30 protein-coding genes are annotated in these 25,777 nt (G+C 73.0%); 13 read left to right on the top strand and 17 right to left on the bottom strand.

From position 1 onward, the window contains the following. Positions 1 to 48 precede the first annotated feature (48 nt). Entirely contained in the window at positions 49 to 813 is a 765-nt protein-coding gene (locus TAE01_RS13460; RefSeq protein ID WP_147067272.1) for a GNAT family N-acetyltransferase, read from the top strand. Between the two features lie 131 nt (positions 814 to 944). Here TAE01_RS13460 and TAE01_RS13455 read toward each other — a convergent pair whose 3' ends face one another. Together TAE01_RS13455 and TAE01_RS13450 are read right to left on the bottom strand one after the other, a co-directional pair. Then, positions 945 to 1,226, bottom strand: a complete 282-nt coding sequence (locus TAE01_RS13455; RefSeq protein ID WP_147067270.1) for a DUF427 domain-containing protein — start codon at positions 1,224 to 1,226, stop codon at positions 945 to 947. A gap of 103 nt (positions 1,227 to 1,329) precedes the next feature. Next, positions 1,330 to 1,998, bottom strand: coding sequence for a class I SAM-dependent methyltransferase (locus TAE01_RS13450; RefSeq protein WP_147067268.1), 669 nt, complete (start codon positions 1,996 to 1,998; stop codon positions 1,330 to 1,332). A 184-nt stretch (positions 1,999 to 2,182) separates the two neighbouring features. Between TAE01_RS13450 and TAE01_RS13445 the strand changes: the two genes are divergently transcribed. Next, positions 2,183 to 2,572: a DUF6578 domain-containing protein gene (locus TAE01_RS13445; protein WP_147067267.1), complete on the top strand. Its 390-nt coding sequence runs from the start codon at positions 2,183 to 2,185 to the stop codon at positions 2,570 to 2,572. A gap of 9 nt (positions 2,573 to 2,581) precedes the next feature. Beyond that, a complete protein-coding gene (locus TAE01_RS13440) occupies positions 2,582 to 2,899 on the top strand; it encodes a hypothetical protein (protein ID WP_147067265.1) in 318 nt (105 codons plus the stop codon). On the opposite strand, the gene TAE01_RS13435 is transcribed toward TAE01_RS13440, so the two are convergent. Both TAE01_RS13435 and TAE01_RS13430 read right to left on the bottom strand, forming a co-directional pair. Continuing rightward, positions 2,869 to 3,453 (bottom strand): dihydrofolate reductase family protein, encoded by a 585-nt coding sequence (locus TAE01_RS13435; RefSeq protein ID WP_147067262.1) that lies wholly within the window; start codon positions 3,451 to 3,453, stop codon positions 2,869 to 2,871. The two genes, TAE01_RS13440 and TAE01_RS13435, sit on opposite strands and share 31 nt — an antisense overlap. A gap of 33 nt (positions 3,454 to 3,486) precedes the next feature. Continuing rightward, positions 3,487 to 4,587 carry a DNA glycosylase AlkZ-like family protein gene (locus TAE01_RS13430; RefSeq protein WP_147067260.1) on the bottom strand — a complete coding sequence of 367 codons (1,101 nt, stop codon included), beginning with the start codon at positions 4,585 to 4,587 and terminating at the stop codon, positions 3,487 to 3,489. A gap of 135 nt (positions 4,588 to 4,722) precedes the next feature. Here TAE01_RS13430 and TAE01_RS13425 point away from each other — a divergent pair, with 135 nt between their 5' ends. Both TAE01_RS13425 and TAE01_RS21105 read left to right on the top strand, forming a co-directional pair. Further along, positions 4,723 to 4,926: a hypothetical protein gene (locus tag TAE01_RS13425; RefSeq protein ID WP_147067258.1), complete on the top strand. Its 204-nt coding sequence runs from the start codon at positions 4,723 to 4,725 to the stop codon at positions 4,924 to 4,926. Positions 4,927 to 5,023: 97 nt separating this feature from the next. Beyond that, a complete protein-coding gene (locus tag TAE01_RS21105; RefSeq protein WP_147067256.1) occupies positions 5,024 to 7,948 on the top strand; it encodes a cation-translocating P-type ATPase in 2,925 nt (974 codons plus the stop codon). Here TAE01_RS21105 and TAE01_RS13415 read toward each other — a convergent pair. Beyond that, complete coding sequence (locus TAE01_RS13415) at positions 7,837 to 8,628, bottom strand: methyltransferase family protein (RefSeq protein ID WP_147067254.1); 792 nt, start codon at positions 8,626 to 8,628, stop codon at positions 7,837 to 7,839. The genes TAE01_RS21105 and TAE01_RS13415 overlap by 112 nt on opposite strands. A 20-nt stretch (positions 8,629 to 8,648) precedes the next feature. Here TAE01_RS13415 and TAE01_RS20565 point away from each other — a divergent pair, with 20 nt between their 5' ends. Next, positions 8,649 to 8,798, top strand: coding sequence for a hypothetical protein (locus TAE01_RS20565; RefSeq protein ID WP_186815202.1), 150 nt, complete (start codon positions 8,649 to 8,651; stop codon positions 8,796 to 8,798). Here the strand turns inward: TAE01_RS20565 and TAE01_RS13410 are convergent. The 3 genes from TAE01_RS13410 to TAE01_RS13400 all read right to left on the bottom strand — a co-directional run bounded on the left by TAE01_RS13410 (position 8,762) and on the right by TAE01_RS13400 (position 10,968). After that, positions 8,762 to 9,781, bottom strand: a complete 1,020-nt coding sequence (locus TAE01_RS13410; protein ID WP_147067253.1) for an alpha/beta fold hydrolase — start codon at positions 9,779 to 9,781, stop codon at positions 8,762 to 8,764. The genes TAE01_RS20565 and TAE01_RS13410 overlap by 37 nt on opposite strands. A gap of 56 nt (positions 9,782 to 9,837) precedes the next feature. Next, positions 9,838 to 10,299 (bottom strand): DUF4440 domain-containing protein, encoded by a 462-nt coding sequence (locus tag TAE01_RS13405; RefSeq protein WP_147067251.1) that lies wholly within the window; start codon positions 10,297 to 10,299, stop codon positions 9,838 to 9,840. Between the two features lie 99 nt (positions 10,300 to 10,398). Beyond that, a complete protein-coding gene (locus TAE01_RS13400) occupies positions 10,399 to 10,968 on the bottom strand; it encodes a TetR/AcrR family transcriptional regulator (RefSeq protein WP_147067249.1) in 570 nt (189 codons plus the stop codon). Between the two features lie 49 nt (positions 10,969 to 11,017). Here TAE01_RS13400 and TAE01_RS13395 point away from each other — a divergent pair, with 49 nt between their 5' ends. After that, entirely contained in the window at positions 11,018 to 12,043 is a 1,026-nt protein-coding gene (locus TAE01_RS13395; protein ID WP_246111339.1) for an SDR family oxidoreductase, read from the top strand. Between the two features lie 108 nt (positions 12,044 to 12,151). Next, positions 12,152 to 12,514, top strand: a complete 363-nt coding sequence (locus TAE01_RS13390) for a YciI family protein (RefSeq protein WP_147067247.1) — start codon at positions 12,152 to 12,154, stop codon at positions 12,512 to 12,514. A 146-nt stretch (positions 12,515 to 12,660) separates the two neighbouring features. On the opposite strand, the gene TAE01_RS13385 is transcribed toward TAE01_RS13390, so the two are convergent. Beyond that, entirely contained in the window at positions 12,661 to 13,047 is a 387-nt protein-coding gene (locus tag TAE01_RS13385; RefSeq protein ID WP_147067245.1) for a DUF805 domain-containing protein, read from the bottom strand. Positions 13,048 to 13,432: 385 nt separating this feature from the next. Here TAE01_RS13385 and ung point away from each other — a divergent pair, with 385 nt between their 5' ends. Then, positions 13,433 to 14,107 (top strand): uracil-DNA glycosylase, encoded by a 675-nt coding sequence (gene ung, locus TAE01_RS13380; protein ID WP_147067243.1) that lies wholly within the window; start codon positions 13,433 to 13,435, stop codon positions 14,105 to 14,107. 222 nt (positions 14,108 to 14,329) lie between these two features. On the opposite strand, the gene TAE01_RS13375 is transcribed toward ung, so the two are convergent. The 6 genes from TAE01_RS13375 to TAE01_RS13350 form a co-directional block, all read right to left on the bottom strand. Beyond that, positions 14,330 to 16,393 (bottom strand): transglycosylase domain-containing protein, encoded by a 2,064-nt coding sequence (locus TAE01_RS13375; protein ID WP_147067241.1) that lies wholly within the window; start codon positions 16,391 to 16,393, stop codon positions 14,330 to 14,332. A 134-nt stretch (positions 16,394 to 16,527) separates the two neighbouring features. Continuing rightward, on the bottom strand, positions 16,528 to 17,652 hold the full coding sequence (locus tag TAE01_RS13370) for a VWA domain-containing protein (RefSeq protein WP_147067239.1): 1,125 nt from the start codon (positions 17,650 to 17,652) through the stop codon (positions 16,528 to 16,530). Position 17,653: 1 nt separating this feature from the next. Beyond that, positions 17,654 to 18,676 carry a VWA domain-containing protein gene (locus tag TAE01_RS13365; protein WP_147067237.1) on the bottom strand — a complete coding sequence of 341 codons (1,023 nt, stop codon included), beginning with the start codon at positions 18,674 to 18,676 and terminating at the stop codon, positions 17,654 to 17,656. A 55-nt stretch (positions 18,677 to 18,731) separates the two neighbouring features. Continuing rightward, the gene (locus tag TAE01_RS13360; protein ID WP_147067235.1) at positions 18,732 to 19,646 is read right to left on the bottom strand and encodes a DUF58 domain-containing protein; all 915 of its coding nucleotides are present in this window, start codon (positions 19,644 to 19,646) and stop codon (positions 18,732 to 18,734) included. After that, positions 19,625 to 20,806, bottom strand: coding sequence for an AAA family ATPase (locus TAE01_RS13355; RefSeq protein WP_246111338.1), 1,182 nt, complete (start codon positions 20,804 to 20,806; stop codon positions 19,625 to 19,627). The genes TAE01_RS13360 and TAE01_RS13355 overlap by 22 nt, the downstream gene beginning before the upstream one ends. Before the next feature lie 70 nt (positions 20,807 to 20,876). Then, entirely contained in the window at positions 20,877 to 21,806 is a 930-nt protein-coding gene (locus TAE01_RS13350) for a S1C family serine protease (RefSeq protein ID WP_246111337.1), read from the bottom strand. A gap of 107 nt (positions 21,807 to 21,913) precedes the next feature. Here TAE01_RS13350 and TAE01_RS13345 point away from each other — a divergent pair, with 107 nt between their 5' ends. Continuing rightward, on the top strand, positions 21,914 to 22,837 hold the full coding sequence (locus tag TAE01_RS13345) for a CHAD domain-containing protein (RefSeq protein WP_147067233.1): 924 nt from the start codon (positions 21,914 to 21,916) through the stop codon (positions 22,835 to 22,837). 96 nt (positions 22,838 to 22,933) lie between these two features. On the opposite strand, the gene yidC is transcribed toward TAE01_RS13345, so the two are convergent. Both yidC and TAE01_RS20560 read right to left on the bottom strand, forming a co-directional pair. Beyond that, positions 22,934 to 23,776 carry a membrane protein insertase YidC gene (gene yidC / locus TAE01_RS13340; protein ID WP_147067231.1) on the bottom strand — a complete coding sequence of 281 codons (843 nt, stop codon included), beginning with the start codon at positions 23,774 to 23,776 and terminating at the stop codon, positions 22,934 to 22,936. A 90-nt stretch (positions 23,777 to 23,866) separates the two neighbouring features. After that, positions 23,867 to 24,244 carry a hypothetical protein gene (locus TAE01_RS20560; protein WP_186815201.1) on the bottom strand — a complete coding sequence of 126 codons (378 nt, stop codon included), beginning with the start codon at positions 24,242 to 24,244 and terminating at the stop codon, positions 23,867 to 23,869. 121 nt (positions 24,245 to 24,365) lie between these two features. Here TAE01_RS20560 and TAE01_RS20920 point away from each other — a divergent pair, with 121 nt between their 5' ends. Genes TAE01_RS20920 through TAE01_RS13325 form a run of 3 tightly spaced genes read left to right on the top strand, consistent with a single transcriptional unit; the run spans position 24,366 to position 25,749 of the window. Continuing rightward, positions 24,366 to 24,623: an alpha/beta hydrolase gene (locus TAE01_RS20920; RefSeq protein WP_246111336.1), complete on the top strand. Its 258-nt coding sequence runs from the start codon at positions 24,366 to 24,368 to the stop codon at positions 24,621 to 24,623. After that, positions 24,620 to 25,087, top strand: a complete 468-nt coding sequence (locus tag TAE01_RS13330) for an alpha/beta hydrolase (protein WP_246111335.1) — start codon at positions 24,620 to 24,622, stop codon at positions 25,085 to 25,087. Before TAE01_RS20920 ends, TAE01_RS13330 begins: the two co-directional genes overlap by 4 nt. Further along, positions 25,084 to 25,749, top strand: a complete 666-nt coding sequence (locus TAE01_RS13325) for an AAA family ATPase (RefSeq protein WP_147067229.1) — start codon at positions 25,084 to 25,086, stop codon at positions 25,747 to 25,749. Before TAE01_RS13330 ends, TAE01_RS13325 begins: the two co-directional genes overlap by 4 nt. The last annotated feature ends 28 nt before the right edge of the window (positions 25,750 to 25,777 follow it).

The raw sequence follows: 25,777 nt of genomic DNA, 5'->3' as shown, positions 1-25,777 counted from the left end.
GCAGCAATTCGGTCGCCCACCGGGGGCGGTGGCTGTCATGGTGGCGCGATGGGGCGAGCTCACGACGCGCGGCTGGACCGCATCGAGGCGTACTACGACTGCGTCCCGCGGGCCGTCGCCACGGTCGAGCAGGTGGGGCCGTTCACGCTCTTCGTCGCCGACGCGGGCACCGGGTGGCAGTTCTACGCGCGACCGCGGCTGGGCGCCGGGGCGGCCTTCACCGCCGACGACGTATGCCGTGTGCTCGAGCGCCAGCAGGAGCTCGGCGTTCCGCGCGCGATCGAGTGGGTCGACGAGGTGACTCCCTCGCTGCTGTCGGCGGCGCGGGCGGCGGGGCACGAGCCGCACCGCTACCCGCTGCTCGTCATGCCTGCCGACGTCTCGGTCGCCGCCGACCCGAGGGCTCGGGAGCTCCGCCCGGCCGAACCGCACCTGTCACTCGCGCTCGGCTCGGTGTCGGCGGGGTTCGCCGGACATGACGAGGTGGAGCCGAAGGACCCGGGCCGACAGCCGGAGCTCATGGAGCGCGGGGACCTCGTCGTCGTGGCCTCGTTCGAGGGCAACCGCCTGTGCGGCGCCGGTTCGGCGGCACCCCGGGGCGACGTGGCCGAGCTGATGGGGATCGCGGTGCCGCCGGGCCACCGCGGCCGTGGGCACGGCACCGCCATCACGAGCACCCTCGTCGCGACCTGCCGGGACCGGGGCGTCGAGACCGTGTTCCTGTCGGCGGGCTCGGACGCCGCGGCGGGGATCTACCGTCGGGTCGGCTTCGTCGACCTCGGCACGGCCTGCATCCTCGGCCTCGACGACTGACCTACCGCCCCGGCGCCCCTGCACCCGCCCCCGCAACACACCGAAGAACGGTCAACCCTGCCGGTTGCAACCGTCACGGTTGGCGACTGCTCGGTGTGTTGCGAGTGGGGGAGCTGGCGGTGTGGGCGGGCTCAGTCGGTGACGGTGACGCCGCGCCAGAACGCGACGCGGTCGGCGATCTCCGCGGCGGCACTCTTGGGGTTCGGGTAGTACCAGGCCGCGTCGCGGTTGGTGTCTCCGTCGACGGCGAGCGAGAAGTACGACGCCTGGCCCTTCCACGGGCACGTCGTCTGCGTGCCGCTGTCGACGAGCACGCTGTCGTCGACGGACTCGCGGGGGAAGTAGTGGTTGCCCTCGACGACCACGGTGTCATCACTCTCCGCGATGACCTTGCCGTTCCAGATCGCGCGCACGCTGAGCTCCTCTTCGGTCGGTCCCCGGGGTGGGGGCGTCTGAGGCGACAACGGGCGGGCCACCCGATTCCTTCCTGAGGTTGGACAGACCAGCCGCCCCGCGTCACTCGCGCCGGGCGAGGAGGAACGCCTGCGGCGTCTTCTCGTAGTCCTGGGCAGCGCGCTCGGTGCGGACCGTGACCCGGAAGCCGGCCTGGCCGAGCTGACCGGTCACGCTGTCGGGGTCGTGCCGGTGCGCCTCGAAGGTCACCTCGTGGCCGTAGGCCTGCTCGTGGCGCACCGTGAACCCCCCGAGCTGGAAGGCCAGGAGCAGCAGGCCGTTCGGACGGATGACCCGGTGCAGCTCGGCGAAGACGTCGGGCAGCAGGGGCGGCGGCCTGTGGATGACGGAGTACCACGCGACGACGCCGGCCACCGACGCGTCGGCGAGGTCGAGCGCGGCCAGGCTGCCGGTGCTGAAGGCGATGTCGGGGTGTCGGCGCTGCGCCTCGGAGACCATCGCGGGTGAGAGGTCGATGCCGCTGACGTCGAGACCGAGGCTCGCGAGGTGCCCGGTGATCCGCCCGGGTCCACACCCGACGTCGACGACCGGACCGCCGCCGCCGCTCTCGACGAGCTCGGCGAAGTGCCCGAGCAGGGCCCGGTCGAGCGGGCTCCGGGCGAGCTCGCCGTCGAGCAGCCGCGCGTAGTCGACCGCCACCGTGTCGTATGCCGTCCGCGTCTGCGTGACGTGCGACGGCTCGGTCGCGCCGCTGGTGGACACGGTGCTCATGCAGGCTCCTGAGGTGGTGAGGCCGAGGGGTGCGGCCGGTCCTCGCGGGACCGGAGACGGGACGCCACGGCACAGGGGCCCGGTGGCGTGCGGGACGTCAACGGTACGTCCCGTCCTGCGTCCCTCACGGAGGACGCGCTGAAACAGGGTGGGGTCTCGGAGCCTTCCTTGGCACAGTGGGGTCGTGCGCTACGTCGTGTGGGTCGATGCCTGGCAGATGCAGTGCTGTGGCGAGCCCTTCGCCGTCGGAGACCGGGTCGGCTGGACGCTGCGCGACCTGCCGCGTGGACGGGTCCTCGACGACGTCGTCGGCCCCGAGGTCGCGGCGCGCCTCACCCACGCCGAGGAGCACCACGGTGGCGTTGCCGAGGATGCGCCGGTGGTGCACGGCACGGTGCGGGCGATCCGCGCCGCGCACGCGACCTTCGTGCGCGAGTCGCACTGGGTGCCGGGTGAGTTGCGCACGGTCCGGTCGGCCGACGGCACGGACGACGTGCCGGGCCTCGCCTTCAACGGCTACGTCGTCGACCTCGACGTCGAGGCGCCACTTCCTGAGGCTCCCGGACCTGCCTAGGCTGCGGTCATGGCCCCAGCGCGCAGTGGGAAGTGGTCGATCGCGTCGCGGGACTCGTTCCTGTCGATCGGGTCGACCGGCTCGGTGCTCTCGATCGGGAGCGTCGGGTCGGTGCTCTCGATCGCAAGTGTGGGCTCGTTCGCGTCGTTCCTGTCGATCGGGTCGTCGATGAGCGCCGGCTCGCTGCTGTCGAACATGTCGCGGCTGTCGGTGCTCTCGCACCAGAGCGACGGGGCGGTCCTGTCCGCGCAGTCCACGCGGGCCGTGGGCGGCTACCGCGTCGACGGGACATCGGGTCAGCGGGACTCGGCGTCGGCGGGTCGGTAGACCAGCCAGAGGGCGCCGGTCGACGTCGGGGTCGCGCTGACGAGCTGGAGGCGCGTGAGGTCGGTGGCCCGCTCGAAGAGGCGTCGACCCTCGGGGTCGACGACGGGCGCGACGGCCAGGTGCAGCTCGTCGACGAGCCCCTCGGCGAGGAGTGACTGCGCGAGCTCGATGCTGCCGTGAACGCCGATGTCGTCGCCCGGCAACGCCTTCAGGTTGCGGACGATGTCGGTGAGCGACCCCGAGACCGCCTCGGCGTCGCCCCACTCGGTCGCGAGCGGCGTGGAGGTGACGACGTACTTCTTGACCCCGTTGATGAAGTCGGCGAAGGGCTGCTCGTCGGAGGTGGGCCAGTAGCGCGACCACTCGTCGTACATGTGTCGTCCGAGGAGGACCGCGTCCTGCTGCTCGATGAGGGCCGTCTCGCGCTCGATGAGGCCGTCGTCGAAGGTCGGCGGGTGGGGCCGCTCGGGGTCGACGTCGGGCGGGAAGCACCGCGTCGGGTCGTCGACGGAGCCGTCGAGCGAGGTGATGGTGTAGACGACGATCTTGCGCACGGGTGGTCTCCTGGAGGTCGGTGTCTGGTCGGTCTAGGGCGCGGCCGGCCCGCTGAGGCCCAAGCCGAGCCAGGCGGCGAGGTCGGCGACCTCGCGGTGGACGGCCGTGGTGATCGCCTTGGTGAAGCGGACGTCCTCGTGGATCGCGTTGACGACGAGCGTGCCCGCCTTGCGGTCGGCCTGGGCATCGAGCTTCCCGACGAGCCGGTCGTGGTGCAGGATCGGCAGCGCGAAGTAGCCCCAGCGGCGTTGGGGCTTGGGCTTGTACATCTCGAGGATGTACTCGAAGCCCCACAGCTGCTCGGCGCGGGCGCGGTCGTGGATGAGCCGGTCGAACGGGCTGAGCAGCGCGGTGCGCCCGCGGAAGTCGTCGACGACGTCGAGGTATGCCGGGTGCACGCGCCACGTGCCCGCCACCCCTCGGATCTCGGCGGGCTCACCGGCCTCGCCGACGTAGGGTCCTTCGCCGGGGACCACGGTGCCGGTGGCGCGAGCGATGCCGAGGGCGGCGAGGCGCCGCTCGTTGCGGTGCGCGACGGCCTGGTCGAGCGTCAGCGTCGGCAGTCCCGCCGGGTAGACGCGCTCCGGCAGGTCGAAGTAGCGCTGGCGGCCCTTGCGGCCGGCGATGGCCACCTCGCCGCGCAGGGCGAGGGCCTCGAGCATCTTGGTGGTGTTGCGGTTGTTGGTCCAGCCGCTCGAGGGCCACGGGACGACGCACGTGTCGGGGATGTCGCGCGAGAGCAGGGGACCGTCGGCCTCGAGCGTGGCCAGGATGTCGCGGCGGAAGGAGTCGTTGGCGGCGAGCCACTCGGCCATGAACGCGTAGGGCTCGGTGTCGCGGACCTCGGCGATGACGGCGGGCAGATCCTGCGGGCTGCGGACGTAGGCGACGGTCTCGACGAGCGTGCGGTCCTGCTCGACGGCTCTCGTCAGCTCGCCCGGGTCGTAGGTGCGGCCGAGCCGGCTCCACAGCACGAGGTCCGCACTCGGTGCGATGGCCGCCGTCGGGTCGATCTGCAGGAAGGTCAGGCGCTCGACGGTGGCGACGAGGTCGGTCGGGCGCGGCCGGTCGAGCAGCTGCGCGTGCACCGCGATGCGACGTGCCTGCTCGACCGTGAGCTCGTGGACCACCATGGCGCAGACGCTAGCCGAGCGCGGGGACAGGGCGACCGATCCGTGCCGGCGCGCTTCGAGGGCCGACGCCGCGGACGTGGCTCACGGCATACGTCATCGCGAGGGAGCGGGCGAGGGCGCGGCTACTGTGGCCGCATGGCTGGTGAGTTCGAGGCGCCCTTCTGGGCCAAGGTGATCGCGACGTTCACGGGGTGCGCGGCGATCGGGGCGCTCGCCGGTCTCATGGGCGGCGCGCTGACCCACGACGTCGGCCGCGGGCTCGTCGTCGGCGTCGTCGCCGGCCTGCTCGTCGCCCTCGCGCTCGTGGTCCTCAAGCCGGAGCGCATCCGCGGCGAGTGACGTCGGTGAGTGACGTCGGCCACGCGGCGCCGGAGGCGATGGACAGCAGGACCGGCCCCGGACTCTAATGAGGAGGGTCAGGGGAGTCTGGGGGCGCATGTCTCAGCCGGTGACGGGCCTGGCCCCGGACGGTGTCTCGGCCGTCGACCCGCAGGAGTCGCTCGACCGGGTCCTGCGCGACCTGCGCACTCGCCGCGAGGGCCTCTCGGACCGGGAGGCCGCCCGTCGCCTCGTCGTCTTCGGCCCGAACGAGCTCGTGCGACGCCAGGGCAGGACGTGGCCCCGCGACCTGCTCGCGCAGCTCACTCATCCGCTGGCCCTGCTGCTCTGGCTCGCCGCCGTGCTGGCGGCCGTCAGCGGCACCACAGCCCTCGCCGTCGCCATCGTCGTCGTGATCCTGCTCAACGCCGCGTTCGCCTTCGCCCAGGAGCGGCACGCCGAGCGGTCGGTCGAGGCCCTCTCGGCGTACCTGCCGCTCACGGTGCGCGTCGTCCGGGACGGGACGCCGAAGGCCGTGGAGGCCCGCGACCTCGTGCCGGGTGACGTCATCGTCATCGAGGAGGGCTCGCGCATCCCGGCGGACGCGCGGCTGCTGTCCGGCTCGGTGGAGCTCGACCTGTCGACGCTCACCGGTGAGTCGCTGCCGGCGCTCCGCGAGGCCGAGCCGTTCGACACCCGGGGCCCGATCCTCCAGGCGCGTGACCTCGTCTTCTCCGGGACGAGCTGCACGGAGGGCGAGGCCACCGGGGTGGTCTTCCACACCGGGATGCACACCGAGCTGGGGCGGATCGCCGCACTCTCGCAGCAGGTGGGACACGAGGACAGCCCGCTCGAGAAGCAGGTCAAGCACGTCGCCAGGCTGATCGCCCTCGTCGCGGTGGGGATGGGGGTCGCGTTCATCCCGATCGGCACGTTCGTCGCCGGGCTCTCGCTGGGCGACGCCGTGAACTTCGCCATCGGGCTGCTCGTGGCCAACGTGCCCGAGGGCCTGCTGCCGACGATCACGCTCGCCCTCGCGGTCGGGGTGCGGATCCTGGCCCGGCGAGGCGTGCTCGTGAAGCGGATCTCGGCGGTGGAGACGCTCGGGTCGACGAGCGTCATCTGCACCGACAAGACCGGCACGCTGACCCTGAACCGGATGCGCGTGACGCGGGTCTGGACGGCGCAGGAGGTCCTCGACCTCGGTGCACCCCCGGCCGAGGTCGGTGCGCGGTCGGCGGCCGCCCGGCTGGCTCGTGCCGTCGTCGCCTGCAACAACGCCGAGCTGGCCACGGCCGGGCCCGGCGGCGGCCAGGGCGACCCCGGCGACGACGATCACCGCGGCGACCGTGGAGACCCGACCGAGCTGGCCCTGCTCCGGCTGGCCGCATCGCTCCCGCTCGCCCCGGGCGCGGACCGCCGCGACGGCGTGGAGCGCCTGAAGCAGTTCCACTTCGACCCGGCGCTCCGCCGGATGTCGACCGTCGACCGGGTCGCGGGCGGGGTCCGCGTGCACACCAAGGGCGCTCCGGAGGAGCTGGTGGCGCGCTGCACGCGGGTCGTGGGCGCCCACGGCGACGAGCGACCGCTGACCGACGCCGACCGTCGGTCGTTCGATGAGCTCGTGTCCTCGTGGGCGGAGGAGGGGCTGCGCCTGCTCGCGGTGGCCGAGCGCGCCGTCGACGACGCGGAGCCGACGAGTCTGACCCGGGAGGTGGTCGAGCGCGACCTGACGTTGCTGGGGATGGCGGCCATGCTCGACCCGCCCCGGCCGGAGGTGGCCGACGCGGTCGCGCGCTGCCACTCGGCCGGCATACGACTCCTCGTCGTCACCGGCGACCACGGGCTGACGGCCCGCGGCATCGCCGAGGACGTCGGCATCGGGAGGGTGGGCCTGCGCGTCGTCACCGGTGCCGAGCTCGACGCCCTGACGGAGGCCGAGCTCGACGAGCTCCTCGCGGCGGGCGAGGAGCTGATCTTCGCGAGGAGCTCGCCCGAGGACAAGATGCGCATCGCCGACGCCCTGCAGGACCAGGGGCACGTCGTCGCCATGACGGGCGACGGCGTCAACGACGCACCCGCGCTGCGACGGGCCGACATCGGTGTGGCCATGGGCCGGTCGGGTACCGACGTGGCGAGGGAGGCCGCGACGATGGTGCTCACCGACGACAACTTCGCCTCCGTCGTGGCGGCCGTCGAGGCGGGGCGCCGCGTCTACGACAACGTGCGCAAGTTCATCGTCTACATCTTCGCGCATGCGACCCCCGAGGTCGTCCCGTTCCTCGTCTACGCGCTCTCCGGGGGCCGGATCCCCTTGCCGCTGACGGTGATGCAGATCCTGGCGATCGACCTCGGCACCGAGACCCTGCCGGCTCTCGCGCTCGGCCGCGAGCGCGCCGAGCCGGGGCTGATGTCCCGTCCGCCCCGGACGCGCACGCAGAACGTCATCGACGTGCCGATGCTGGCCCGCGCGTGGGGTCTGCTCGGCGGTGTCTCGGCGCTGCTCGTCATGCTCGTCTTCCTCACGACCCTGGTTCAGGGCGGCTGGCACCTGGGCGACGACGTGGCCTCGGGACCCCTGCACCACGTGTGGCAGCAGGCCACGACGATGAGCTTCCTCGGCATCGTGGCATGCCAGGTCGGCACGGCCATGGCCGCCCGCACCCAGCACGCGTCGCTGCGTCGGGTGGGGGTCCTGAGCAACCGGCTGCTGCTGTGGGGGATCGCCTACGAGGTGGTCTTCGCGGCCGCGCTCGTGACCGTGGGTCCGCTGCAGGACGTCTTCGGCACCACCGCCCCGGCTCCGTGGCAGGTCGCGTTCGTCCTCCCCTTCCCCGTCGTGGTCTGGGGCGTCGACGAGCTCTGGCGCTGGGGCTCCCGCCGTCGCGCGACAACGGCCGCGCCCAGCGCCCCCGGAGACGCCTCCACGTCTCAGGGACGGGCGCGCCGCGCGCTGGTGCCCGTTCCAGCGACCACACCCCGCTGCAACCGGAGCCGCAGCCCGGGCACGAGCGCGGGGACGCGGGCGGCATACGCCTCGTAGTCCTGACCGAACGTGCGGCGCAGGTCGCGCTCCTCGAAGGTGATCCCGACGATGACGTAGGCGGTGGCCGCGACGGCGAAGAGCAGGTGGGGCGCGCTCATCCGCGGGGTGGCCCAGAACGCGACCACGAGGCCGGTCATCAACGGATGGCGGACGACCGCGTGCAGCCCGCCGACCCGGAGCGGCGGGGACGTGTCGGCGCCCGTCGTCGCGTGGGAGCCCCACCCGGCCTGCCGCAGCCCGATGAGCTCGAGGTGGTCGACGGCGAAGGTCGCCGCGATCGCCAGCACCCAGCCCGCCGCGCACAGCGACCACAGGGCGTATGCCGTCACGCCCTCGACCTGCCAGACCCGTTGGTCCCAGGGTTGCCACAGCGCCAGCAGGAGCGCGAGACACGCGTCGGTGGCGAGCACGTAGGTGGTGCGTTCGAGCTCGGCCGGCACCCGCCGCCGGAGCCACGCCTTGACCGGGCGACGCGCCATGACGGAGTGCTGCACGGCGAAGAGCAGCAGGAGGGCGAGGTCGACGGTGACGGCCCACCCGGTGCTCGATCGCGCGGGTCCGTCGACGGTGCGGGGCAGCCCCACGCCGGCGAGGAAGGCCGTCGTCCACGCGGTGACGGCGACGAAGCCGCACCATGCGACGGCGGAGACGATGAGGAAGGCGATGCGTCGGGTCATCTGCCCAGCGTGCCGACCGGGTGCCCGTGCCGCAGCCGTGGAACTACCCCACTGCGCGGGGTCTGACGCGGGGTCTGACGCGGGTCTGGCGCTGGATCTTCCGCGGGGTCTTCCGCGGGGTCTTCGGTGGGCTCTACGGGGTGCGGGCGACGTACCAGGCCGCGACCTGAGACCGGGAGCTGAACCCGAGCCGTAGCCGGATGCGTTCCAGGTGCGACTCGGCCGACCGCTCGGAGATGTCGAGCCGCTCGGCGATCTGGCGGTTCGTCAGGCCCTCGGCCACGAGCGCGGCGACCTCGCCCTGGCGCGTCGTCAGACCGGTCGGGACGGACCGGCGCAGCGTCGGCAGGCCGAGGAAGCGCCGCACCTCATCGACCACCGCCTGCGCGTCGCCGATGGCCGGCAGGTGCGAGCGGCCCTCGAGCTCGACGAGCTCGGCGCCCGGGATCGCTTGTGCCAGAGCGCGTCCCCCGGCCGCGGGTGCGGCCCGGTCCCCTCGCCGGTGCAGCACGAGCGTCGGCGCGCGCACCCGCCCGAGGTGCGGGGTGACGTCGAGCGAGTAGGCGAGCCGGAGCAGCGCGACCGCCGTCCCGGCCGAGGAGGCCGCGCGCTGGTAGCGGGCGAGCGTGCGCCTCGTGCCCGCGTCGGCGTCGGGCGCGAAGACCTCCGTGAGCAGGTCCGAGCCGAGGCCCCAGTGCGTGGCGAGCAGGCCGAGCACGTGCTGCCGGCTGTCGTCGTCGCCGATGGCGGACCCGGCGGGCCAGCCGCCGTAGAGCACGAGTCGCGAGACGGTGTCGGGTCGCTCGGCCGCCCACTGCACCGCCGCCGCCGCCCCCAGTGACCAGCCCAGCAGGTCGAAGCGCTCGGCGCCGACCGCGTCGGCGACGGCCGCGATCGTCGCGACCTCGAGGTCCATGGTGCGCGGGCCGTCGTAGGCGCCGGACAGGCCGCAGCCCGGGCGGTCGTAGCGCACGAGGGTCCGTCCCGACGACAGCGCCTCGTGGAACATCCGCTCGGCCGGGATGGCCCAGCCCATCTCGAGGTGACTGAGCCACCCCGGGGCGACGAGGAGGAACGGCCCGCTGCCCGTGACGGCATACGCGACCCTCGTCCCGTCCGTCAGGGACGCCGTCCCGAGGCGCTGCCCAGCCACGCTCCCAGTGAACCGCAGCGAGGCGTCGATCGGGTCGCGCGCGGGGTCGGGTGGGCTCAGTCCGCGTCGGTCGGCAGCGTCAGGCCGTCGCGCTCGTCGTCCCACGCGGCCGCGCTGATGCGCCAGCCGCCGGGCGTCCGCACGAGCTGGATCGTCTTCATCCCGCGCCCGGTGAACGGCTCGCCCGCCTGCGTGCCCGCCTTGGCGTACGCGCCGAACCAGTGGGCGATGTCGCCGAAGACCTCGATGCGTCCCTCGACGGGCCACTCGCGGAAGTCGGTCAGCGAGCCGTCGGTGAGGAGGGCTTCGCGTGGTGCGATGAACTCCTCGACGCCCATGACCGCCGGCTCGAGGCCGCACGTGCGCACGACGACGGCCTGCGGGAGCAGCAGTCCGCGCAGCAGGTCCATCCGCTCGGCGCAGCCCGGGCCCGAGACGAACGCCCCGAAGAACGCGTCGACCATCCCCTGGATGGCGTCCTGGTCGGTGGCCTCGTCTGCTGTCACGTCTGTCGTCACGGGCCACACGCTAGCCGCGTCAGCACCACCGACGGCGTATGCCGCGTGCCCGGGTCGGGCGGGCCGCTCGGTGGGTGGTCGGCTCGGCCGGGGGTTCGCTCAGCGGCCGGCGGTGACGGCCTTGAGCCGGTCGAAGCACTCGCTGACGTGGTGCTGGAGGTCATGGGCGTCGGTGGCGTCGTTGACCCACGTCTCGAAGCCGACCTTGAAGGCAGCGATGCCGGCCTCGGCGGTGAGGCTCGCCGTGGGGTCGGTGACGCCACGGGCCCGGAGCGCGTCGGCCATGGCCGCCCCGAGCGAGGCGAGCTTGATGAGCTCACGCTCGCGCAGCATGGGGTTGGCGTCGATGACGCGCTGGCGCAGGCGCGAGCCCTCCCGGTTCTGCTGCATGAGGCCGCTGACGCTGTCGAGCGCGGTTGCGACGGCGTCGATCGGCGAGGTCGAATCAGCCTGTGCCGCAATGGACTCCGCGAGCAGTGCGTGCAGGTCGATGGGCCCGGCGAAGAGGACCTCGCGCTTGTCGGCGTAGTGCCGGTAGAAGGTGCGCTCGGTCAGCCCGGCGCGGGCGGCGATGTCGGCGACGGTCGTCTGCTCGAAGCCGTGCTCGAGGGACAGCTCGATCGCCGCCGCCATCAGGCGACCACGTGCGTCCGGCTCCCATCGACCCATGCTGCGATCCTATCGATGACAGGGACTGACATCAGGGGTTATGGTGGTGATGTCACAGACTGACATCACCACGCCGGCATCACTCGTCGCGACCCGCGGCGGGGTGTCGGTCTCGATCAGGAGGATCACCATGCGCATCTTCGTCACCGGGGCTTCCGGCTGGATCGGCTCCGCCGTCGTCCCCGAGCTCCTCGGCCACGGCCACGAGGTCGTCGGACTCGCCCGCTCCGACGCGTCGGCTGCGGCGCTCGAGCAGGCCGGGGCGGAGGTGGTGCGCGGCAGCGTCGACGACCTCGACGTGCTGGGAGCCACCGCCTCGGCGTCCGACGGCGTCATCCACCTCGCCTTCAAGCACGACATCGCCTTTTCGGGCGACTTCGCCGGCGCGGCCACGTCGGACGGCGCGGCGATCGAGACCCTCGGCTCGGCGCTGGAGGGGACGGGCAAGCCGTTGTTCATCGCCTCCGGCGTCCTGGGCCTCGTCCCGCCGGGCCAGGTCGGGACGGAGGCGGACGGTCACGACGTCGACCCTTCCGCCGTCGGTCCCGCGGCCCGCGCCCTCAATGCGGAGCTCGCGCTGTCCTTCGCCCGGCGTGGCGTGCGGTCCGGGACGGTGCGCCTGGCCCCGACCGTGCACGGCGACGGCGACGAGGGCTTCATGGCGAGCATCGTCGGGGTGGCGAGGGAGACGGGCGTGTCGGCCTACGTCGGCGACGGCTCGAACCGCTGGCCGGCCGTGCACCGGTCGGACGCCGCCCGGCTCTATCGCCTCGCCGTGGAGCAGGCGCCGGCCGGCTCGACGCTGCACGGTGTCGCGGAGGAGGGCGTGAGCTTCCGCGACATCGCGGAGGCCATCGGGCGCCAGCTCGACGTGCCGGTCAGGTCTATCGAGCCGGCCGACGCCGCTGCCCACTTCGGCTGGCTCGGCGGCTTCATCGGCCTCGACTCGGTCGCGTCGAGCGCGGCGACCCGCGACCTGCTGGGGTGGCAGCCCACCGGGCCGACCCTCCTCGAGGACCTCGACGCCGGGCACTACACCCGGTCGTCCCGGGCCGACTGGGCGCCGGCCACTTGACCGCCCCGGAGACGCGCGAAAGAAATCTCGAAAGACGTGTCGAAGTGCCCCCCACCCGGTCGACGTACGAGTACGAAGGACCCAAACCAACCAGGAGGAGACATCGACATGCCGCGTTTCATGGGTTTCGTGAGGATGGAAGAGGGCATCGGCACGCCGCCGCAGGCACTGTTCGACGCGATGGACGTCTTCATCGGCGAGCGGGCCGCCTCGGGCGTGTTCCTCGACGGTGGCGGGCTGTACGGGACGGAGGACGCGGTGAACTTCGTGTCGAGCCGGGGTGAGGTCACCCAGCACGACGGGCCGTATGCCGAGTCCAAGGAGATCGTCGGCGGGTGGTCGCTCATGAAGTACGACACCGTCGAGGACGCCGTGGCCGACCAGCGCAGGTTCGCCGAGCACTGGCCCGAGGTCACCGTGGTCGCGACCCTGCGGCAGGTCTCGGACGGCCCGGACGCGCCCGGCGACTGAGGGCGCGCACCCGGACGGAGGGTCCGTCCCGCGCAGGGTCGGGATCGCCCAGAGCGGTTCGGGAAACGCGCGAGCGCCGCCCCTGACCAGCACGTGGCTGGTCGGAGGCGGCGCTCGGTGACGGAGGAACCCGTCGGATGCGTGGGTCAGGCGGTGACGGGGTAGCCCTCGACGTTCTTGACCGGCGGGCCGTAGGCGTTCGGGCCGGGCTGGCTGTCGCCCACGAGGAAGACGAGCAGGACGATGGCGCCGACGAGCGGGATGAGGCCGATGAGGATCCACCAACCGGAGCGGCCGGTGTCGTGCAGGCGACGAGCCGCGACGGCCAGGCCCGGGATGATCGCCGCGAGGGCGAAGACGCCGACGAGGATCTGGAAGATGTTCGAGTGCGTGGCGGCCGTCAGGACGTTGAGCACCATGGCCACGATGGTGTTGAAGAGGTAGACCCACCAGTACTCGGACCGGCGCGCACGACCGCTGAACGTGGCGTACTTCTGCGTGTAGACCGTGCGTACAGCTTCACCGAAAGACATGTCTGTTGAACCCCTGGGTTTGGCGGCGTGATCGGCGCCCTCCTGAGCGCCGAGCGGAGGCTAGCAGTCGGCAGCGCGGTCGAGGACGTAATTCGCATTCCGTGCCGAACGTGCCGCAGTCACGGTGCCCGCGCGGATCGGATGGGCCGCGTTCCCCGCAAGACGTCGACTTCGATGCCCCTCCACGTCCCGGGGTTGTGGTTGCGTGTGGCCGAGGCGTCAAGCGTCGACGTCATGACACGACGTTCAGGAACAGCGGCTGGAGGGACCGAGAAGGCGTAGGCCGGATGTTGCGCGAGGGATGTACTGGTTCTCGCCTGGGTACTCGCGGGAGGCGAGATGATGACTTGGGTTGAGGTACCTGCCTGACGATGAGGAGGACTTGATGCTCCCCGATGGCTGGGATGTCGTTCTGGGTGAGGTCCTGCGCTCGCGAGGCTGGTCAGAACTCACCAAATTCGTCGCTCAGGAGCGCAAGGCCGGCACCGTGTACCCGCCCGCGGAAAACGTCTTCCGCGCATTCGAACTGACTCCTTATTCCATGGTGCGAGTGGTCATCCTGGGCCAGGACCCCTACCACGGTGAGGGGCAGGCGCAAGGCCTCGCCTTTTCGATCGCCCACGGGAGGCTCACGCCATCTCTACGCAAGGTGCTTCAGGAACTCGAGCGCGATCCGGAGGTTGCGCCACCCGATGGAGGCAACCTCGAAGGCTGGGCTCGGCAGGGCGTCCTGCTGCTCAACGCTGCCCTCACGGTGCGAGCAGGCAGTCCAAACTCTCATCGCGGTCGTGGTTGGGAGGACTTTACGGATGCCGTGATCAGTGCTCTTAACCAGAAGACGGATCGCGTCGTATTCCTCCTCTGGGGTGCGGCCGCTCACAGGAAGGCGCGGTTGATCACCAACCCGAGGCACACGGTCATCCGTGCCGCGCACCCGGCCGCTCGCGCCAGCGCTCACGACCCGTTGGTCGGATCTTGCTCGTTCTCTCGAGCGAACAAGGCCCTTACCGAGGCAGGTCTACCGGCGATCCGGTGGGATCGATCCGACCCCTCCAGGTGAACTGCCTGCGCTCAGTTCTGTCGGATGGAGTTGGCCTTCAGATCCCTGCAACAACGAGGCACGCCTACACGCGGCGGAGTGGAGCGTCGTTCTCAGTGTGTTGGACGCGTCGCGGCCTCGCCGCTCAAGTGCCGTCGGCGGAGGTCTTGCTGCCAAGTTCAATTGGTGGCTTGACGCCCGCCCTGCTGGTCCAGGAGAGGTGGGCTACTGGCGGCGCGCAGGTCAGGGCATGGGGGCGACCGGCTGGTCGGCCAGGGCGGCATCCATGATCCGGCGCCAGATCGGTGCCGCGTAGCAGGCGCCGGTCATCGAGGTGCAGCTCTTGCCGGCCATGGAGACGTTGAACATCGCGCGGTTCTGGTTGACCGGGTTGCCCACCCACACGGCGGTCGCGAGCTGCGGGGTGTAGCCGACGAACCACGACTGCGAGTTGCCGTCGGCCGTGCCGGTCTTGCCGGCGGAGGGACGCCCGGCCAGCTGGTTGAGGATGCCCGAACCGTTCGTCATGTTGTACTCGAGGTACTGGGTCGCCTGGCTCACGGCGGTGGCGTCCGCGACCCGGGTGCACGACGGTTTCGGGGCGAGCAGCACCGTGCTGCCCTGCGTGATGCTCGTGACTGGCCGGGTCTGGCAGAGCACGCCACCGGCGGCCATCGCGGCATACGCGTTGGCGAGGGTCTGGGGTGACACCTGCTGCGCGCCGAGGATGACCTGTGGCGGGTAGGTCCCGATGGGGCCGCCGTTGGCATCGTGCAGGCCGAACGCCTTCATCGTCTGGTGGATCGCGCAGACCCCGATCTGGCTCGCGAGCTGCACGAAGGCCGTGTTCGTCGACTGCGCCGTCGCGGTCATGAGCGGCATCGAGCCGCCGCCCCACGCCTCGTCGTTGTAGACCTTCCAGTCGCCGGAGAGGCCGCACGGCTGCGGGAACTGACTGGGGTGGAAGGTCGCCGGGTTGTTGTTGTCCGCAGCCGGCGCGTCGACCGACGCCTGGGTGCCGAGGCCCTGCGCCATGGCGGTGACCAGGGCGAAGGCCTTTGCGGTGGAGCCGAACTGGAAGCCGCGCGACCCGCCGTACTTCGTGTCGACCGAGTAGTTGAGCTCGGTGTCGCCGGCGCCCTTGGTGCCGTATGCCGTGTCCTGGCCGAGGGCGAGCACGTCACCGGTGCCGGGCTGCGTCACGTAGGCGGCGGCTGCCACGCCGAGCGAGTTGTTCGTCGGCGCGACGGCGCGCAACGCCGCGTTGGCCTCCCGCTCGACCGACGGGTCCAGGGTGGTGCGCACCGTCAGGCCACCGCTGAAGAGCCGGTCGTGCCGGGCCTGCGGGGTCGACCCGAGGGCCGGCTGCTCCTCCAGCCAGCTGATGACGAAGGAGCAGAAGTAGGGGTAGCGAGAGGCGGCGCACGTGGCCGGCGGGTACGTCACGTGCAGGTCCTTGGCGAGCGGGCGGTGCAGCGCCGCCTGCCACTGGGCGGTGGTGACGACCCCGAGGTCGTGCATCCGGCCCAGCACGACGTCGCGCCGGGCCTGGGCCTGCTTCAGGTGGTTCACCGGGTCGGTCGTGCTCGGGCTCTGCACGAGACCCGCCAACGTCGCCGCCTCGGAGAGGGTGAGCGCGCTCGCGTGCACGCCGAAGTAGTGGCGTGCGGCGGCCTCGACGCCGTAGGCGCCGTCGCCGTAGTAGGCGAGGTTGAGGTAGCCCTCGAGGATGCGGTCCTTGCTCCACGTGCGCTCGAGCCCCACGGCATACCGCAGCTCGGTGAGCTTGCGCGGCAGGGTCTTGGCCACGGCCGCCTGGGCTGCGGCGTCCTTGCCGGCCGTGAGGGCCTGGGCCTGCAACGTCATCTTGACGAACTGCTGGGTCAGGGTCGAGGCGCCTTCGCTGGCCGCCCCGGTGCGCAGGTCCTCGATCACCGCACGCGTGACGCCTTGGGGGTCGATCGCGCCGTGCGTGTAGAAGCGGCTGTCCTCGATGGCGACCTGCGCCTGACGCATGATCGGCGCGACCTGCCCCAACGAGACGAGGCGACGGTCGGTGTCCTCCGGGGTGGCGATGACCGAGCCGTCGGCGGCGAGGATGCGCGAGCCCTGGGTCAGCTGAGCCACCGTGAACGTGCTCGGCAGCGACATGAACGTCGAGTCGCCGGCCGTCGTCAGCTGCCCGAGCCCGGCAACGGCCGGCGCCGAGATGCCCGCCGCGAGCACGCCGATCGCGACCGCGGCGACGACGAAGGCCGCGAGGAGGCGCGCCGTCGTACCGACGTCTTGTCTGAGGACTCTGACCACCTTTTCGACGATAAGCGCCCGCTCTGTGGCTTACCTGAAGCCCGGCATGCGGTTCGCTGCGCCGGCAGACGGAGCGTCTCGGGCCGTCGCCGCGCCGGCGCGCCCCGTCGCCAGGGCGGCCCAGGTGCTGCGGCTCAGGTGCTGCGGCGGAGGGAGATGGCGAGCCCGCCGAGGAGGAGGACCGCCGCGAACACGCCGACCGCGGCGCTGAGGTCGACGTCCTGCTCGCTCACCGTGACGTGCCTGGGCAGGTCGGCCAGGACCTTGGTGAGGCCCTCGGCGTCAGTGGCGGCGAAGTACTTTCCGCCCGTCGTCCGGGCCACACCCTCGAGCGCGGCCACGTCGACGACGAGGAAGTTGCGACCGCCCGGCGAGCCGCGGCCGATGCCGCCGGCGTCTCGGACGCGAGGCACGGAGAAGCCGCCGTACTGGTCGCGGGTGCACGCCATCTGCGTCGGGTGCGTCGTGCCGAAGCCGATGGGGTAGACGCGCACCCCGCGCGCCGCCGCCTGCTCCGCTGCCTGGGCGGGCGTCACCCCGCGCGTGTTCGCGCCGTCGGTCAGCAGCACGATGATCTCCGGCGCCTTGTCCGCTGCGACGCCGGACACGCCCCCCGACCCACCGGGCGCCGCAGAGGGCGTGGCCGACGGCGTCGGCTGGGCCAGACCCGGACCGTCCGTCGACGGCTCGTCGACCGCATCGGCCGGCGCGACGTTCGGGTCGAGCTCGGCGATCGCGTCGATGGACCGCAGGATGGCCGCGCCGATCGTCGTGCCGCGCCCGGTCGTCACCGCGTCGATCGCCGACAGCACCTCGTCGCGGTTGGCCGTCGGCGCGACCGCCAGCTCGGCGAACCCGGAGAACACGACGAGCCCGACCTTCGTCCCGTCGGCCTGCCCCTGGACGAACGACCGCACCGCCGCCTGAGCCGCGCTGAGCCGGTTCGGCACCACGTCCGTCGCGCACATCGACCCCGACACGTCCAGCGCCACGATGACCGTCGCGCTCGACGTCGGCACCGACGCCCGCACCGTCGGCCGCGCGCTCGCCAGCCCGAGCAGCGCCAGCGCGCCCAGCACCAGGGCGATCGGCACGTGCCGCTTCCACGACGCCGAACCGGCTCCAGCGGCGCGCAGCAGCGCGACGTTCGAGAACCGCACGACCTGCCGACGCCGACGTCGCAGCTGCCACACGTAGGCCCCGAGCAGCACCGGGACGAAGACCAGTGTCACGAGCAGGAGCGGCACCCCGAACGACACGTCAGACCACCCGCCCCTGCCGCAGCACCGACACCGTCGCCCCGCCGAGGAGCAGCAGGCCGGCGAGCGCCGCCAGCCACGAGGTCACCTCGTGCGGCACGGTCCGCGTCGTCCACTGCACGTCGATCGCGTCGTAGACCGCGGCCAGGGATGCCGCGTCCGAGGCCCGCCGGTACGTCCCGCCCGTCCTCTGCGCCACCGCCTGCAGCGACGGCTCGTCGAGCGCCGTCGCGACGGTGAAGCCGTCGACCTGGATCGTCGTCCCCGCCGGCGTGCCCAGCCCGATCGGCTCGATGCGCACCCCGGCCGACGACGCGAGCTCGGCCGCAGCCGACGGCCCGGCATCGGTCGTGTCCTCGCCGTCGGTGAGCAGCACGATCGCCGTCCCACCGTGGTAGCCGATCGGCGTCTCCTGCGTCGCTCCCGAGCCCGAGCCGGTGCCCGGCGCCGGCCCGTTCTCCGTGTCGACGGGCGGCTTGACCGGCTTGCCGACGATCGCGCCCAGGCCGGCGAGGATCCCGTCCGTCAGCGACGTGTCGCCCGACGGCTTGAGCCGGGCCACGGCCGCCAGCACCGCAGCCCGGTCGTCCGTCGGCCGCTGCGTCACGAGGCCGGTCCCGCCGAACGCGACGACCCCGATGCGGACCGACGGCGGCTGCTTCGCCACGAAGGCCCGCGCCGCTGCCTTGGCCGCCTCGAGCCGCGAGGGCTTCACGTCCGTCGCCGCCATGCTGCCCGACACGTCGAACGCGAGCACGACCGTGCCCTCCCGGTGCGGCTCGGCGACGGGCGCCACCGGCCGCGTCAGCGACAGCAGCACGACCGTCAGCGCCGCGAGCAGCAGTGCCGGCCCGAGGTGGCGCCGCCGAGACCGGTCCGGCGCGGCCGTCACGAGCCCGTCGGCCGCCAGCGCCGCCCGCCGCCGCTCCTGCGCCCGCAGCCCCCGGCGGTAGGCGACGACGAGCACCGGGACGACGAGCAGCGCCACCAGCGCCCACGGCCACGTCAACGAGACCCCGCTCACGGCCGACACCTCATCGCGCGGGACCTCATCGCGCGGGACCTCATCGCGCGGGACCTCATCGCCGTCTCCGGCGCCGCAGCTCGGAGATCCGCAGGAGCGAGCGCACGAGGTCGTCGTCGGTGCGCACCGGGTGGAGGTCGACGCCCGCCCTGCGTGCCCGCGCCTCGAGGTCCGCCTGCCGCGCCGACGCAGCCGCCGCGAGCCGGGCCCGGAAGCCGACGTCGCTCGTGTCGACGAAGATCTGCTCGCCCGTCTCCGCGTCCTCGACGTAGACCCCGCCGACGTCGGGCAGCTCGCTCTCGCGGGGGTCGATGACCTGGATCGCGACCACCTCGTGCCACCGGGCCAGCCGCGACAACGGTGCCTCCCACCCGTCCGTCGTGATGAAGTCCGAGACCACGAGCACGAGCGAGCGACGCCGCGCGAGGCCGTATGCCGCCGCGAGCATCCCTCCGAGGTCCGTGACGCTCCCCGACGGGGCCGCCGTGCCGGCGCGGGAGACCCGACGGCCCAGCAGGTGGTGGGCGATCCGGAGCACCTGGTTGCGACCCGACGCCGGCGGGATCACCGTGTCGACCCCTGAGTCCATGACGACCGCGCCGACCCGGCTGCCGCCCCGGGTCAGCACGTGGGCGAGGGTCGTCGCCACCTCGGCGAGCACGAGGTCCTTCTGCCGGTCGACCGGACCGAAGCCCATCGACGCCGAGTGGTCGAGCAGCAGCCACGCGGTCAGCTCGCGGTCCTCGACGAACTCGCGCACGTAGGGCTCATCGAGCCGAGCCGTGACGTTCCACTCGATGTGCCGCAGGTCGTCGCCCGGGACGTACTCCCGCAGGTCGGTGAAGTCGATCCCGGTCCCGCGGAAGAGCGTCCGGTAGTCGCCCTGGAGCCGCCCGTCGAGCCTCCGGACGACCCTCCACTCGAGGCGTCGCAGCAGGCCCTCGGCGGTCAGCGGGGCGGTCGCGCCCATGTCACGTCACCCGGCCCGGCCGTGCCGCCCGCAGGGATGCCGCCCGACTCCGCGCCGTACGCCCCCGCCGCCGGCCCGACCGGGCCGGGCGACCCGGACGGCCCGGCGCGCATGGCCTGGCGCTCCTGCTCGCGCAACGGAGCCGTCGGCACCGGCACCGCCTCGAGGATCGGGGTCAGCAGGTCGTCCGCCGACAGGTCCTCGGCGAGGGCCTCGTAGGACAGGACGATCCGGTGGCGCAGCACGTCGCGGGCGAGGTCGCGCACGTCGCCGGGCAGCGCGTAGTCGCGCCCCCGCAGGAAGGCGAGTGCCCGCGCCGCCAGCACGAGGTTGATCGAGGCCCGCGGGCTCGCGCCGTACGTCAGCAGGCGCGCCAGGTCGTCCCGGCCGACGCCCGCGGGCTCCCGGGTCGCGGTGGCCAGCCGGACGGCATACTCGATCACCGCGGGGTCGACGTAGACGGCGTCCGCCTCGCGCTGGAAGCCGCGCAGCATCTCCGGGTCGAGCACCTGCACCGTCGCCGCAGCAGCCGAGATCTGTCGCTCGACGACGACGAACTCCTCAGCGGCCGAGGGATATCCGATGAGGACCTTGAGCATGAAGCGGTCGACCTGCGCCTCGGGCAGCGCATACGTCCCCTCCGACTCGATGGGGTTCTGCGTCGCCATGACGAGGAACGGGTCCGGCGCCGGATAGGTCTCGCGCCCGATCGTCACCTGCCGCTCCTGCATGACCTCGAGCAGCGCGCTCTGCACCTTCGCCGGCGCACGGTTGATCTCGTCGGCGAGCACGAGGTTGGCGAAGACCGGCCCGAGCGAGACCTGGAACTCGCCGTCCTTCTGGTTGTAGATCCGCGTCCCGACGAGGTCGGCCGGCACGAGGTCGGGCGTGAACTGGATGCGCTGGAAGTCGCCACCGATGGCCTGGGCGAGCGTCTTGACGGCCATCGTCTTGGCCAGCCCCGGCACGCCCTCGACGAGCAGGTGTCCGCGGGCGAGCAGCGCGACGAGCATCCGCTCGACGAGCAGGTCCTGCCCGACGATCGTGCGCTTCACCTCGTAGAGCGCCTGCTCGAGCGCGTGGCGACCGTGCGGCGCCTCATGACCAGCGGGTGCCTGTCCGTCCATGCCGTCCTCCTGCTCGTTCAGCTGCTGGGTCACGCTGGGTCATGCTGGGTCACGCTCGTCGATGGCGTATGCCGGGTGCTCGCCTCCGCGCGGAGGCTCGGTCTCAGCGGGGTGGGCTCCCCGCCGACCCGGCCGCCGTCGCGATGGGGACCGCGAAGCCGATGCCGACGAAGAGGCTCTGGTCGGTGGGGTTGGCCAGGCCGGTGACGATGCCGACGACCTGCCCGGCCTTGTTGAGCAGCGGGCCGCCGGAGTTGCCGGGGTTGACCGCGGCGTCGATCTGGATGAGGTGCTCGAGCGTGCGGTCGCCCTTGACGCGCACGGTCCGGTCGAGCGCCGACACGACCCCGGCGGACAGGGAGTCCTCGAGCCCCAGCGGGTGGCCGACGGCGAAGACGGGGGCGCCGACCGGCACGCTGCCACCGATGACGGCCGGCACGACGGTGTCGGGCAGCCGTGCCGGGGTGAGGGTCGCGATGTCGCTGGCCGGCGTCCGGGTGGCCACGGTCGCCGGAGAGGTCGTGCCGTCGGAGAAGGTGACCATGATCGCCGTCGCCCCGTCGACGACGTGCAGCGCGGTGAGCACGGTGCCGTCGGCGTTGACGACGACGCCGGCACCGCTGCCCTCCGCCTGCTGCCCGCCGATGACGTCGCGGGTCTGGATGAGCACGAGCGACGGCTCGATGGCGGCGTGGGCGACGGTCCCGTCGGCCGGGGCAGCCGCCTCCGCCTCGGCCCGTTTCGCGATGGCCAGCTGGACGCTCGTGTCGACGTCGCGCTGCGTCAGGACGGGTGGGCCGGGAGGTCGCGTCACGGCATACGCGACGACGAGTCCGACGATGACGACGGCGACGGCCAGGCCCCACCAGGCCCGGCGTGGCACCCGCGCGAGCACGGCCAGGGTGTCCCGGATTCGCCGGCCGCGGCCGGCTGGCGCGGGCTCCTCGTCCTGCGGCTCCGGCGCGCGCAGGGACGGCCGGGCGCGTGGCGCGACGGCGGTGTCCGGAGCGAGGGGAGCGGTGACCCGTGCCACCTTTTCGACTGTACGTTTCCCCGCCTGCGTGCGGCAGGGCCTTGTCCAGACTTCACAGGATCCGGCGAAGCGAGGACGTGCGACTCGCCCGCCGGGTATAGAGGGGTATGCCGTCCGCCGGGACCCTCGTGCGCCAGCGCCTCGCCGACCAGCGCGACGCGCTGCGGGCGGCCGAGGCTGCCGTCCGCGCCGGCGGCCCGACCGGCCTGCACGACCTGCGCGTGGCCATGCGCCGCATCCGCTCGCTGCTCGCGACGTTCCGCCCGGTCTTCGACGCGTCCGTCACCGAGCCGGTGCGCGCCGAGCTCAAGGACGCGTCCGGCCGCCTCGGGCAGTCCCGCGACGCGGAGGTCGCCACCGACAACGCCGACCGCCTCCTCGAGGGCGTCGAGCTCGACGGGATCGACGAGGACGCCGTGGCGGGCCTGCGCGCCCGACTGCGGCTCGACGCGGCCGCCGCCGGCGAGGACGTGGAGGAGATCCTCGACTCGACGAGCTATGCCGCGTTGTCCATCCTGCTCGACGAGCTCGCCACGCACCCTCCCCTCACCGACGCCGCGCAGCGTGACGCCCTCGAGGTCGCCCGCACGCGGGTACGCCGCGAGGGGCGCCGCTTCGCGCGGATGGCCGAGGCCGCCCGCGGCGACGGGTCGGGCGACGCGGGCCCACCGCAGGACCGCGGCTCGGCGCAGCAGCCCGCCGTCGACCACTCCGCCCGGCTGCACGAGGTGCGCAAGGCGACGAAGCGGCTGCGCTACGCCGCCGAGACCGCGCGTCCCGTCGACGACGAACCGATGCGCCGGATCGTCAAGCAGGCCAAGGTCGTCCAGGGCGCGCTCGGTGACCACCACGACGCCGTCATGACCCGCGCGGCCCTGCGCCGACTCGCGCTCGACGAGGCCGTCGGTGAGGCGGCCGCCTTCCTGCTCGGCCACCTCGACGCGGACGAGCAGCGCGCCATGGCCACCCTCGAGGCCCAGGCCTGGCGCACGATCGACGACCTGCTGCAGATCCTCGAGGAGACCTTCTGAGCCCACCCCGAGCAGGCCAACCCGAGCGGGCCACCCCGAGCAGGCCACCCCGAGCAGGCCACCCCGAGCTCGCGTGGCCCGGAGCCGCCCCGGCCGTCAGGACACCGCACCTTCGAGCGCCGCTGCCGCCTCGCGTCGTGCCGCCGCCGGTGAGCCCGGTGTCGGAGCGAACCGCCAGACGAGCCCCTGCTGCGCGAAGGTCCACGCGTTGTTGAAGAGCCAGTAGGCGATGAGCCCCGCCGGCACGACGGCCGCCGCCACGAGCACCCCGATCGCGCCGATCCACGGCACGAACCGCTGGACCGTCGCCATCCCCTCCGGCAGGTCGGCGACGTTCGTCATCGGCAGCACGAACCAGCGCTGGGTGAGCAGGCTGAGCAGCGCGGCGCCCCCGGCCGCCGCGAGCAGGACGAGTCCCGCGGGCAGGTCGGACCCGAGCGTCGGGCCGAGGTGGCTCGTCAGGTGCAGCCCGGCCATCGAAGCGGCGGACGCCGACGCGACGAGCCCGGCGTCGAGCGCCCCGACCGCGTGGCCGGCCGTCAGGTCGGCGACGACGCGGTAGAGGGCGTAGAAGAGCGGCAGCTGCAGCAGCGCCGGGGCGAGGCTCCACCCCGAGACGCCGTGCTCGGCATGGATCGCCTTCTGCTCGGCGCGCATCGCGGCCAGCTGCTCGAGGTCACGGTTGCCGGCATACCGCTGGCGCAGCTCGCGCAGCTGGGGCGCCGCGTGGGCCCGCGCGTGGGACGAACGGACCCCGTGGATCGTCACCGGCAGCAGGACGGTGCGGACGGCGACGACGAGCAGCAGCACCGCGAGCAGCCAGGCCCCGGCCGAGCCGGGGCTGAGGCCGACGGCGCCGGCGACGTCGTGGGTGGCCGCGAGGACCACGGCGACGGCATTCGTGATCGGGGACAGCAGGGCAGACAGGACGTCGGACATGGGTGAGCTCCTCGGCTCGGCCCGGGTGCGGGCCAGTTCTCGAACAGGGTCGGGGGCAGAGGCCCGACCGCCGCGGGTGCGGCGGACGGGTCAGTGCCGACCCGGCGCTCGAGGACGCTGGGGGCAGCTCGGTGCGTCGAGGGCGCACCAGTACGCCGTCGACGCGGGCACCGCGCCGGAGACGCCCGACGGGTGCGTGCGCACCGGCAGGGGCTGGACGACCCGCTGGGCGGTCGAGGCGAGCACGGCGGTCAGCACGCCGACCGCAGCCGCGGTCAGGAGCACCTGCCCGGCGCTCGCGTCGGTGACCGAGCTCGTGAGCGACCCCAGCAGGACGACGACCGTCGCGGCGAGGCTCGCCACGAGGGCGGGGAGCCGGGACGGGGCGCCCGTGGATGTACGGGACGACGTGCGGGACGACGTGCGGTACGAGGTGGGAGAAGCCGTGGTGTCGCGTCGGGCGCTCATGCGCGGGTCTCCTCTCCTCGTCGGTCGGGGGCACGACCTGCCGTGCCCCACCTCGAGCGTACGTCAGGCCCGGACGATAAGCGGTTGCCCCAACCTGGTGCTGGTCCGTACGTTGCCGCGCATGGCTACCCGTGTGCCGACCCGTGTGCCGTACCGCCCGCTGCCCGTCGACCAGACCGACGTCGTCTACGGCCACGGCCCGGACTCGGTCCGGCACGACGGGGTGCCGCAGGGGCAGACGGTCGAGCTGCGGATCGACGACAGCGCCGTCTATCCCGGGACGTCGCGGACGGTCTGGGTGCACGTGCCCGCGGCGTACGACCCCGACGCGCGCACGAACGCAACGCGGAGTACGACGCCTTCGACGACCGCTACGTGACGTTCCTCCTCGACGAGGTCGTGCCGCTCGTGACGGAGCGCTTCGCCATCAGCGACGACCCCGACCGGTGGGGCATCTGCGGCGGGAGCAGCGGCGGCAACGGCGCCTTCACCGCGGCGTGGCACCGGCCGGACCGTCTCCGCCGGGTCGTCGCCTACCTCTCGAGCTTCGCGCAGATGCCGGGGGGCAACCCGTACCCGGCGCTGCTGCCGACGGTGCCGCGCAAGCCGCTGCGGGTCCTGCTCCAGGCCGGCCACCGCGACCTCAACTGGAACGAGCCCGAGTCGAACTGGCTCGCCGAGAACCTCCGCACCGCGGCGGCGCTCGCCGAGACCGGCCATGACATCCGGCTCGTGCTCGGCGACGGCGGCCACAGCGCCAACCACGGCGGGGTCCTGCTGCCCGACGCGCTGCGGTGGGTCTGGCGAGACGGCGACCGACCCGGCGCCGGCGGTGCCGCATGACCTCGACCGACGCCTCGCCCCACCGCGCTCCCGACGGTTCGCCCGGCGGTTCGCTCGGCGGTTCGCTCGACGGTTCGCTCGACGGTTCGCTCGGCGGTTCGCTCGACCGGGGTGGCTGCTGCCTGCTCGTCACGGGCGCCCCCGGCTCCGGCAAGACGACGGTCACCCGCCTCGTCGCCGCGGCGCTGGAGCGGTCGGCGCTCCTGCGCGGTGACGACATCAGCCGGCTCGTCGTCGGCGGCCACGTCTGGGCGCTCGGCGAGCCCGCCGACGAGGCGGCCCGCCAGACGCGCCTCTGCAACGACAACATCGTCGCCCTCGCGGCGAACATCGCCGACGCCGGCTTCACGCCCGTCATCGACTGGATCGTGCCCGACCGCGCCCAGCTCGACCGCTACGTCGAGGCGCTCGCCCCGCGCGGCCTGGCGCTCGTCGTCCTCGACCCCGGGTCGCAGGCGTGCCGCGACCGGAACGAGCAGCGCCATCCCGACGAGCAGTTCGCGTTCGACGGCCACGATGCGCTCGTGTCGGGGATGCGCGCGGACTACGGCGAGCTCGGCTGGTGGTTCGACACCTCCGGGCTGACGCCCGAGGAGACGGCCGAGCGGGTCGTCGACCACGCATACGACCACGGCTTCGTCGCGCGACGTCGCGGGCTCTGACGACCTCCCGCGCGGGAGCGTCGACCGC

Source organism: Terrabacter aerolatus, from assembly GCF_007991735.1.
Classification (GTDB): Bacteria; Actinomycetota; Actinomycetes; order Actinomycetales; family Dermatophilaceae; genus Terrabacter; species Terrabacter aerolatus.
The sequence above is the reverse complement of the archived record's forward strand: the minus strand, read 5'-3'. Positions and strand labels throughout refer to the sequence as shown.

Coding starts and splice junctions, on each gene's coding strand:
- TAE01_RS13460 (WP_147067272.1), top strand. CDS start 49: ATGGGGCGAGCTCACGACGCGCGGCTGGACCGCATCGAGGCGTACTAC.
- TAE01_RS13450 (WP_147067268.1), bottom strand. CDS start 1,998: ATGAGCACCGTGTCCACCAGCGGCGCGACCGAGCCGTCGCACGTCACG.
- TAE01_RS13440 (WP_147067265.1), top strand. CDS start 2,582: ATGGCCCCAGCGCGCAGTGGGAAGTGGTCGATCGCGTCGCGGGACTCG.
- TAE01_RS13430 (WP_147067260.1), bottom strand. CDS start 4,587: ATGGTGGTCCACGAGCTCACGGTCGAGCAGGCACGTCGCATCGCGGTG.
- TAE01_RS13425 (WP_147067258.1), top strand. CDS start 4,723: ATGGCTGGTGAGTTCGAGGCGCCCTTCTGGGCCAAGGTGATCGCGACG.
- TAE01_RS21105 (WP_147067256.1), top strand. CDS start 5,024: ATGTCTCAGCCGGTGACGGGCCTGGCCCCGGACGGTGTCTCGGCCGTC.
- TAE01_RS13415 (WP_147067254.1), bottom strand. CDS start 8,628: ATGACCCGACGCATCGCCTTCCTCATCGTCTCCGCCGTCGCATGGTGC.
- TAE01_RS13400 (WP_147067249.1), bottom strand. CDS start 10,968: ATGGGTCGATGGGAGCCGGACGCACGTGGTCGCCTGATGGCGGCGGCG.
- TAE01_RS13395 (WP_246111339.1), top strand. CDS start 11,018: ATGTCACAGACTGACATCACCACGCCGGCATCACTCGTCGCGACCCGC.
- TAE01_RS13390 (WP_147067247.1), top strand. CDS start 12,152: ATGCCGCGTTTCATGGGTTTCGTGAGGATGGAAGAGGGCATCGGCACG.
- TAE01_RS13385 (WP_147067245.1), bottom strand. CDS start 13,047: ATGTCTTTCGGTGAAGCTGTACGCACGGTCTACACGCAGAAGTACGCC.
- ung (WP_147067243.1), top strand. CDS start 13,433: ATGCTCCCCGATGGCTGGGATGTCGTTCTGGGTGAGGTCCTGCGCTCG.
- TAE01_RS13360 (WP_147067235.1), bottom strand. CDS start 19,646: ATGGGCGCGACCGCCCCGCTGACCGCCGAGGGCCTGCTGCGACGCCTC.
- TAE01_RS13345 (WP_147067233.1), top strand. CDS start 21,914: ATGCCGTCCGCCGGGACCCTCGTGCGCCAGCGCCTCGCCGACCAGCGC.
- yidC (WP_147067231.1), bottom strand. CDS start 23,776: ATGTCCGACGTCCTGTCTGCCCTGCTGTCCCCGATCACGAATGCCGTC.
- TAE01_RS20560 (WP_186815201.1), bottom strand. CDS start 24,244: ATGAGCGCCCGACGCGACACCACGGCTTCTCCCACCTCGTACCGCACG.
- TAE01_RS20920 (WP_246111336.1), top strand. CDS start 24,366: ATGGCTACCCGTGTGCCGACCCGTGTGCCGTACCGCCCGCTGCCCGTC.
- TAE01_RS13325 (WP_147067229.1), top strand. CDS start 25,084: ATGACCTCGACCGACGCCTCGCCCCACCGCGCTCCCGACGGTTCGCCC.